Origin of the sequence: Clostridium sp., assembly GCF_051656525.1 — a bacterium.
In the GTDB taxonomy this organism is placed as follows: Bacteria; Bacillota; Clostridia; order Clostridiales; family Clostridiaceae; genus Clostridium.
In genome coordinates this window covers 23,990-30,339 of the sequence record NZ_JBOGCC010000133.1, presented here as the reverse complement: position 1 = coordinate 30,339, position 6,350 = coordinate 23,990, and the positions used below count along the sequence as shown (strand labels likewise).

General features: G+C 28.9%; 7 protein-coding genes. 6 read left to right on the top strand and 1 reads right to left on the bottom strand.

Going from position 1 to position 6,350, the window contains the following annotated elements:
• The 6 genes from ACRDDY_RS06705 to ACRDDY_RS06680 form a co-directional block, all read left to right on the top strand.
• A partial coding sequence (locus tag ACRDDY_RS06705; protein ID WP_438564191.1) for a serine protein kinase occupies positions 1 to 1,736 on the top strand: 1,736 nt, incomplete at its 5' end.
• A 2-nt stretch (positions 1,737 to 1,738) separates the two neighbouring features.
• Positions 1,739 to 2,923 carry a sporulation protein YhbH gene (yhbH, locus tag ACRDDY_RS06700; protein ID WP_438564190.1) on the top strand — a complete coding sequence of 395 codons (1,185 nt, stop codon included), beginning with the start codon at positions 1,739 to 1,741 and terminating at the stop codon, positions 2,921 to 2,923.
• A 3-nt stretch (positions 2,924 to 2,926) separates the two neighbouring features.
• Positions 2,927 to 4,315 carry a SpoVR family protein gene (locus ACRDDY_RS06695; protein WP_438564189.1) on the top strand — a complete coding sequence of 463 codons (1,389 nt, stop codon included), beginning with the start codon at positions 2,927 to 2,929 and terminating at the stop codon, positions 4,313 to 4,315.
• A 44-nt stretch (positions 4,316 to 4,359) separates the two neighbouring features.
• Positions 4,360 to 4,908 carry a rubrerythrin family protein gene (locus tag ACRDDY_RS06690; protein ID WP_438564188.1) on the top strand — a complete coding sequence of 183 codons (549 nt, stop codon included), beginning with the start codon at positions 4,360 to 4,362 and terminating at the stop codon, positions 4,906 to 4,908.
• 4 nt (positions 4,909 to 4,912) lie between these two features.
• Entirely contained in the window at positions 4,913 to 5,305 is a 393-nt protein-coding gene (locus tag ACRDDY_RS06685) for a hypothetical protein (RefSeq protein ID WP_438564187.1), read from the top strand.
• A gap of 51 nt (positions 5,306 to 5,356) precedes the next feature.
• Positions 5,357 to 5,710: a hypothetical protein gene (locus ACRDDY_RS06680; protein WP_438564186.1), complete on the top strand. Its 354-nt coding sequence runs from the start codon at positions 5,357 to 5,359 to the stop codon at positions 5,708 to 5,710.
• Between the two features lie 37 nt (positions 5,711 to 5,747).
• On the opposite strand, the gene pssA is transcribed toward ACRDDY_RS06680, so the two are convergent.
• A complete protein-coding gene (pssA, locus tag ACRDDY_RS06675; protein ID WP_438564185.1) occupies positions 5,748 to 6,281 on the bottom strand; it encodes a CDP-diacylglycerol--serine O-phosphatidyltransferase in 534 nt (177 codons plus the stop codon).
• Positions 6,282 to 6,350 lie beyond the last annotated feature (69 nt).

The following is a 6,350-nucleotide window of genomic DNA, read 5'->3' as shown; positions in this document are numbered from 1 at the left end:
AAGTTAAAAGAATTTATGGAAATGAAATAATAAGAAAATATGGATTTTTTAAAGATAATTTCTTTGGAATTGATAAAGTTGTCATGAAGCTTATGAATTACTTCCACTCTGCTGCAATGCAAGGAGAGGAAGCAAGACAGGTGTTATATTTAGTTGGACCAGTTGGTGCAGGTAAATCATCTTTAGTTGAATCATTAAAAAAAGCGTTAGAAACTTGTGAGCAAATTTACTCAATTAAAGGGTGTCCAATGCATGAGGAGCCTCTTCACTTAATTCCTAAACATTTAAGAGCACAATTTGAAGAAGAACTTGGAGTGAAAATAGAAGGAGACCTTTGTCCTGTTTGTAAGTACAGACTTATAAATGAGTTTGGTGGAAGATATGAAGAAATGCCAATTGAAAAGAAAGGTTTCTCAATACGTTCAAGAAAGGGAATTGGAGTTGTTCCTCCAGTAGACCCTAATAATCAAGATACATCAATATTAACAGGTTCAATTGATATTTCTAAAATGGACATGTATGCAGAAGATGATCCTAGAATATTCTCATTGAATGGTGCATTTAATGTTGGTAATAGAGGTATGGTTGAGTTTATAGAGGTGTTTAAAAATGATGTTGAGTATTTACACACTATAATTACAGCAACTCAAGAAAAGTCTGTTCCTTCACCAGGAAAAGGTTCAATGATTTATTTTGATGGAGTTATTGTAGCTCACTCAAATGAAGCTGAATGGAATAAGTTTAAGTCAGATCATACTAATGAAGCTATTTTAGACAGGATAGTAAAAATTGAAGTTCCATATTGCTTAGAGCTTGATGAAGAAATTAAAATATATGAAAAAATACTTAAAAAGAGTACATTTAATGCTCATATAGCTCCTCATACTATTGAAATTGCAGCTATGTTTGCAATACTTTCAAGACTTGTAGGTTCTAATAAGGTTGACCCTATTACTAAGCTTAAAATTTATAATGGTGAAGAAGTAGTGGAAAAAGGTTCAACTAAGAGAATTGATATAGGTGAGTTACGTGAAGAAGCTGGTGCATATGAAGGTATGAAAGGAATTTCAACTAGATTTATAGTTAAAGTTATAGATAATGCCCTTTCAAATTCAGAGCATAATTGTATAAATCCATTAAGTATAATGGAAAGCATTATAAAATCAGTTAAAGAAATGGATATTGCAAGTGATGATAAGAAAAAATATCTTGGGTTTATTCAAGATACAATTAGAAAAGAATATAATAAGATTCTTGAAAAAGAAATTACAAAAGCATTTATTCATTCATTTAGAGAGCAAGCAGAAAGCTTATTTAATAACTATATAGATAATGCAGAAGCTTTTGTAAATAAGAGCAAAATAAAAGATACATCAACTGGTGAAGAGTTAAATCCAGATGAAGAGTTTATGAGAAGTATAGAAGAGTATATTGGTGTTTCTGAATCATCATGTAAGGGATTTAGAGCTGATGTTACATCATATATGTTCTATTTAATTAGACAAGGTGCAACTATTGAGTATACTTCATATGAGCCTTTAAAAGAAGCTATAGAAAAGAAACTTATGGCATCTGTTAAAGATCTTTCAAGAATTATAACTAAATCAAGAGTTAGAAATAAAGAGCAAACAGAAAAATATAATGCTATGGTAACTGAAATGCAAAACAATGGATATTGCCTACATTGCTGCGATGTAATATTAAAATATGCTGCAAATAATCTTTGGAAGGATTAAGAATGGCAATATTTAGAGATAATACAATAAATCCAGTAGACCATGATAGGTCTATTGAAGATAGAAGAAGGCATAGGCAATTAGTTGAAAAGTCTATAAAAGAAAATTTGGGCGATATTTTATCAGAGGAAAGCATTATAGGAGAAGGAAAAAATAAGAAGTTTAAAATACCTATAAGAGGAATAAAAGAGTATCAGTTTGTCTATGGTAAAAATTCAGGTGGAGTTGCTACAGGCGAAGGGGATGAAAAGCGTGGAGATAAAATAGGAAGTGGTGCACCTAAAAAGGGAAAAGGAAATGGAAAAGGTGCAGGAAATAATGAGGGAGATGATGTTTATGAAACAGAAATTACCCTTGAAGAACTTCTAGATTATATTGTAGAAGATTTAGATTTACCTAATTTAGATAGAAAAAAATATTCAGAAATATTAGTTGAAAGTGCAGGAAGAAAGTGCGGTTATCAAAAATACGGTATAAGACCAAGGCTTGCAAAGAAGAAAACTGTTATGTCAAAAATAGCAAGGAAACAAGGAAAAAAACGTGCACTAATGGAAGAAAATCCTGATGGAGATAATGAATTATTAGAAAGATTTCCATTTAGAGAAGATGATTTAAGATATTATAGAGTAAAGAAAAAACCTAAAAGAGAAAGTAACGCTCTTATGATATTCATAATGGATGTATCAGGCTCTATGGATAGCACTAAAAAATATTTAGCAAGATCATTTTTCTTTGTACTTTCAAGATTTATAAAGAAAAAATATAATAATATAGCTTTTGAATTTGTATCACATACAACTACTGCAAAAAGAGTTAATGAGTTTGAGTTTTTCCATAAAGCAGAATCAGGTGGAACTTATATTTCAAGTGGAATAGATAAGACTTTAGAAATTATAGAAAAAGAATATCCAAGTGAAATGTGGAATATTTATCCTGTATATGCAAGTGATGGAGATAACTGGACTGAAGATAATGAAAGGGCTATGAAAAGTGTAAAGAAATTATGTGAGATAAGTAATATGTTTGCATACTGTGAATTACTACCATCAACTTATTCAACTACAATGTATTATAGATTTTCTAAAGAGATTGAGGCAGAGAATTTTGTGCCAGTAATAGTTAGAGAAAAGAAAGATTTATGGGATGCATTGAAGGCTATATTAAATAAAGAGTTAGGGGAGGAGTAGCTTTTGGAATATAATTTAAATGACTTAGAAAAATGGAATGAGAAAATTGAAAGTAAAGCAAGTGAATTTGGATTAAACTATTATCCCCAAGAGTTTGAGATTATAGGATTTAATGAAATGATAGGATATGAGGCATATGTGGGTATGCCTTCTAAATATCCTCATTGGAGTTATGGAAAGTCATATGAAAAAAATAAAACATTATATTCTTTAAATATGACAGGTCTTCCATATGAAATGGTTATTAATTCAAATCCATGTTTAGCTTATTTAATGAATGAGAATACACTTCTTCTTCAAATTTTAACTATAGCACATGTATATGGACATAATGATTTTTTTAAAAACAATAGATTATTTATAGAAGGAACAAATGCAGATAGAACATTAGAAATGTTTAAATTAGATGCAGAAATAATAAGAGGATATATAAATAATCCATCTATTGGCTATGAAAAAGTAGAGAAGATATTAGATGCAGCACATTCTATAAAATATAGTATTGGAAGAAGCATTGGTGTAGAGGAAATATCTGATACAGAAATAAGAGAAAGAAGAATTAGTGATTATAAAAAAGAAATAAGAGAAAGAGGAATTTTAGATAGTTATAAAGATGTAGAAGTTCCAGAGATTGATAAAATACCTTTAGAGCCAAGAGATGATGTTATGGGCTTTATTATAGAACATGGAAATTTAGAAGAATGGGAAAAGAATATTTTAAGAATAGTTAAAAGAGAATCAGAATATTTCCTTCCACAGATAGAAACTAAAACTATAAATGAAGGATGGGCTTGTTTCTGTCACTACAATATATTAAAAGATTTAGAACTTCCTGAAGGATTACACTTAGAGTTTTTAAAAAGACATAATGATGTAGTAGCACCTATGGTTGGAGGATTAAATCCATATTATATTGGATTTAAAATATTTATGGATCTTTATGAAAATGAAGGATTTGAAAAAGTATTTGAAGTAAGAGCGTTAGAGAGAGATTCATCTTTTATAAGAAGATATTTAACTAAGGAACTTTGTGAGGAGCTTAATTTATTTAAATATGTTAAAAAGACTTTTGATTTTGTAATAGAAGAAGTTTCAGATGAGGAAGGTTGGAAAAAAATAAGAGATGCATTGGCTCAAAGTATGGGAGTTCAAGGAATACCACATATTAGAGTTGTTGACTTGAATAAAAGAGATAATACTTTAACACTTGAGCATGTTTTTGATGGAAGAGAACTTGAAATGTCTTATGCAAAGGAAACTTTAAAATATATAACTAAGCTTTGGGGATATAAAGTAAATTTGAATACTAAAAATAAGGAAGAAGAAGAGTTTAGTATTTCTTGTGATGAGAATTTAAAGATTTTAATTACTGAAAGTAACAAAACAAGGTAAGATGAATAAATTGTATAATATAAAATTTATACAGGAGGAAAAAAATGAAACTTGCTGGTAGTGAAACAGAAAAGAATCTTTATAAAACTTTTGCAGGAGAATCAAGAGCAAGAGGGAAATATAATTTATTTGCAGAAAAAGCAAAGGCTGAAGGATATGTTTGGGTAAGTCATATTTTTGATGAAATAGCAGAAAATGAGTATGCACATTCAAGAGAAGCATATAAAAGATTTTTAGAAAATATAGAAACAACAGAAGAAAATCTTTTAAAAGCAGCTTGTGGAGAAAATGAAGAAGCAGAAAAAATATATAAAGAGTTTGAAGAGGTTGCAAGAAAAGAGGGATTTTCTGAAGTAGAAACTTTTTATAAAGAGCTTAGAGAAGTTGAGGAATCACATAGGGATAAATTTTTAAAATTATGTGAGCTTATGAAAAGTAAAAAAATGTTTAAAGCTGACTCAAAAATATTATGGCATTGTTTAAATTGTGGATATATTCATGAAGGATATGAGCCACCTAAGGTATGTCCTTTATGTAAGTATGAAAAAGAATATTTCAAACCAGATTATGAAACTAAAAAGTGTAAAGGGTGATAATATGTACTGTAGATTTCCAAGGGGATATTTTTTTGAAGTTGAAAAAGTAGAAGGGTTAATAAATTTTGAAGAAATAGAAGATATGAGAGTAATAAATGAAGAACGAAAAGAAGTTTTAAGTATAGATGATATATTTGAATTCGATGTAACTGAAGAAGAGGATGAGAGATGTAAATGCAAAGAGAAAAAAGAAAAGTATGTAGAACATAAATGTGAAAAGTATAAAGATGGTAAATGTGGTTGTGTTAAAGAAAATGATGATAAAAAAGATAATAAGTATAGTAGTAAAGATAAATGCAAGAAAGAAGAAAAATTCTATGGTATTGCAGATATGGAGTATATAGAAGAGTTAGAAATAAAAATGAAAGATTGTACATGTAATTGTAAAAAATAAAAAGTAAAAGGGAGGAAGAAAAGCCTCTCTTTTATAATATAAGGAGATGTTATGGGAAAGCATATAATAGAGGGACAATATGATGAGTTGATACAACTTACAGAAATTTTAAAAAGGCTTGTAGATTCTTATAGATTATTAATTGGTGGTGCAGCAGAGCTTAACACAATTCATGGAAGAAAAAAAGGTGATGTAGATGATGCATTAGATAGAGTTGATGACCTTGGGAAGATTATAGATGGTTTTATTGAAGGAATAGATAAACATGATGATAAATTTTTAGAATATATAAAGCTTAAAGGGCAGGTATTAGGGAAAAATTATGCAAAAGGATATATTGAAAAGGAAATAAGTGATGTTATTCAAACAGAAATTAATCATGAGTTAAATTTTAAAAATAATTAAAATAAAAAGTAGAGAAAGAAATACCTTCTCTACTAATCTATAATTTCTTAAGTTTTATATTACTAACCATTAAGTAAGCACCAAGTATCATAAAAATAAATGCTAGAATAAGTCCTAGAATGAAAGGAATATTAACAAGAATAGCTATGATAATATATAATGCCATAAAGCAACCTGCAATAGTTATTGGAATTCCTCTAAAGTTTCCATCAAAAGTAGATACATTGTATCTAGCAAGTCTGTAAGCACCACATATAGGGAATGCTAATAAGACTGCGTATCCAAATATACTAAGTAATCCAAGACGACCGAAGCCAAATAATAGAAATGTTAGTATTGATGGAGCAACACCAAATGATACAAGGTCTGCTAAAGAGTCCAACTCTTTTCCTAATTCACTAGATACATTTAAATATCTTGCAATTCTTCCATCATATCTATCTACAATACCAGCTAATATTATAAATAAAGCTGAGTAAAGAAAGTAGCCATTAAATGCAGATAATAAAGACAGTATTCCACAAGATAGATTTACAAATGTAAATATATTAGGAAGACAACTTTTTTTCATATAATCACTCCTAAATTTTTATATAGCCTACAGTGATTAATTATAGCATATAAGTAATTAGAATATAAG

Bases quoted from the DNA above. Each gene is read 5' to 3' on its own strand.
- ACRDDY_RS06690 (WP_438564188.1), top strand. From the start codon at position 4,360: ATGAAACTTGCTGGTAGTGAAACAGAAAAGAATCTTTATAAAACTTTT.
- ACRDDY_RS06685 (WP_438564187.1), top strand. From the start codon at position 4,913: ATGTACTGTAGATTTCCAAGGGGATATTTTTTTGAAGTTGAAAAAGTA.
- pssA (WP_438564185.1), bottom strand. From the start codon at position 6,281: ATGAAAAAAAGTTGTCTTCCTAATATATTTACATTTGTAAATCTATCT.
- ACRDDY_RS06680 (WP_438564186.1), top strand. From the start codon at position 5,357: ATGGGAAAGCATATAATAGAGGGACAATATGATGAGTTGATACAACTT.
- yhbH (WP_438564190.1), top strand. From the start codon at position 1,739: ATGGCAATATTTAGAGATAATACAATAAATCCAGTAGACCATGATAGG.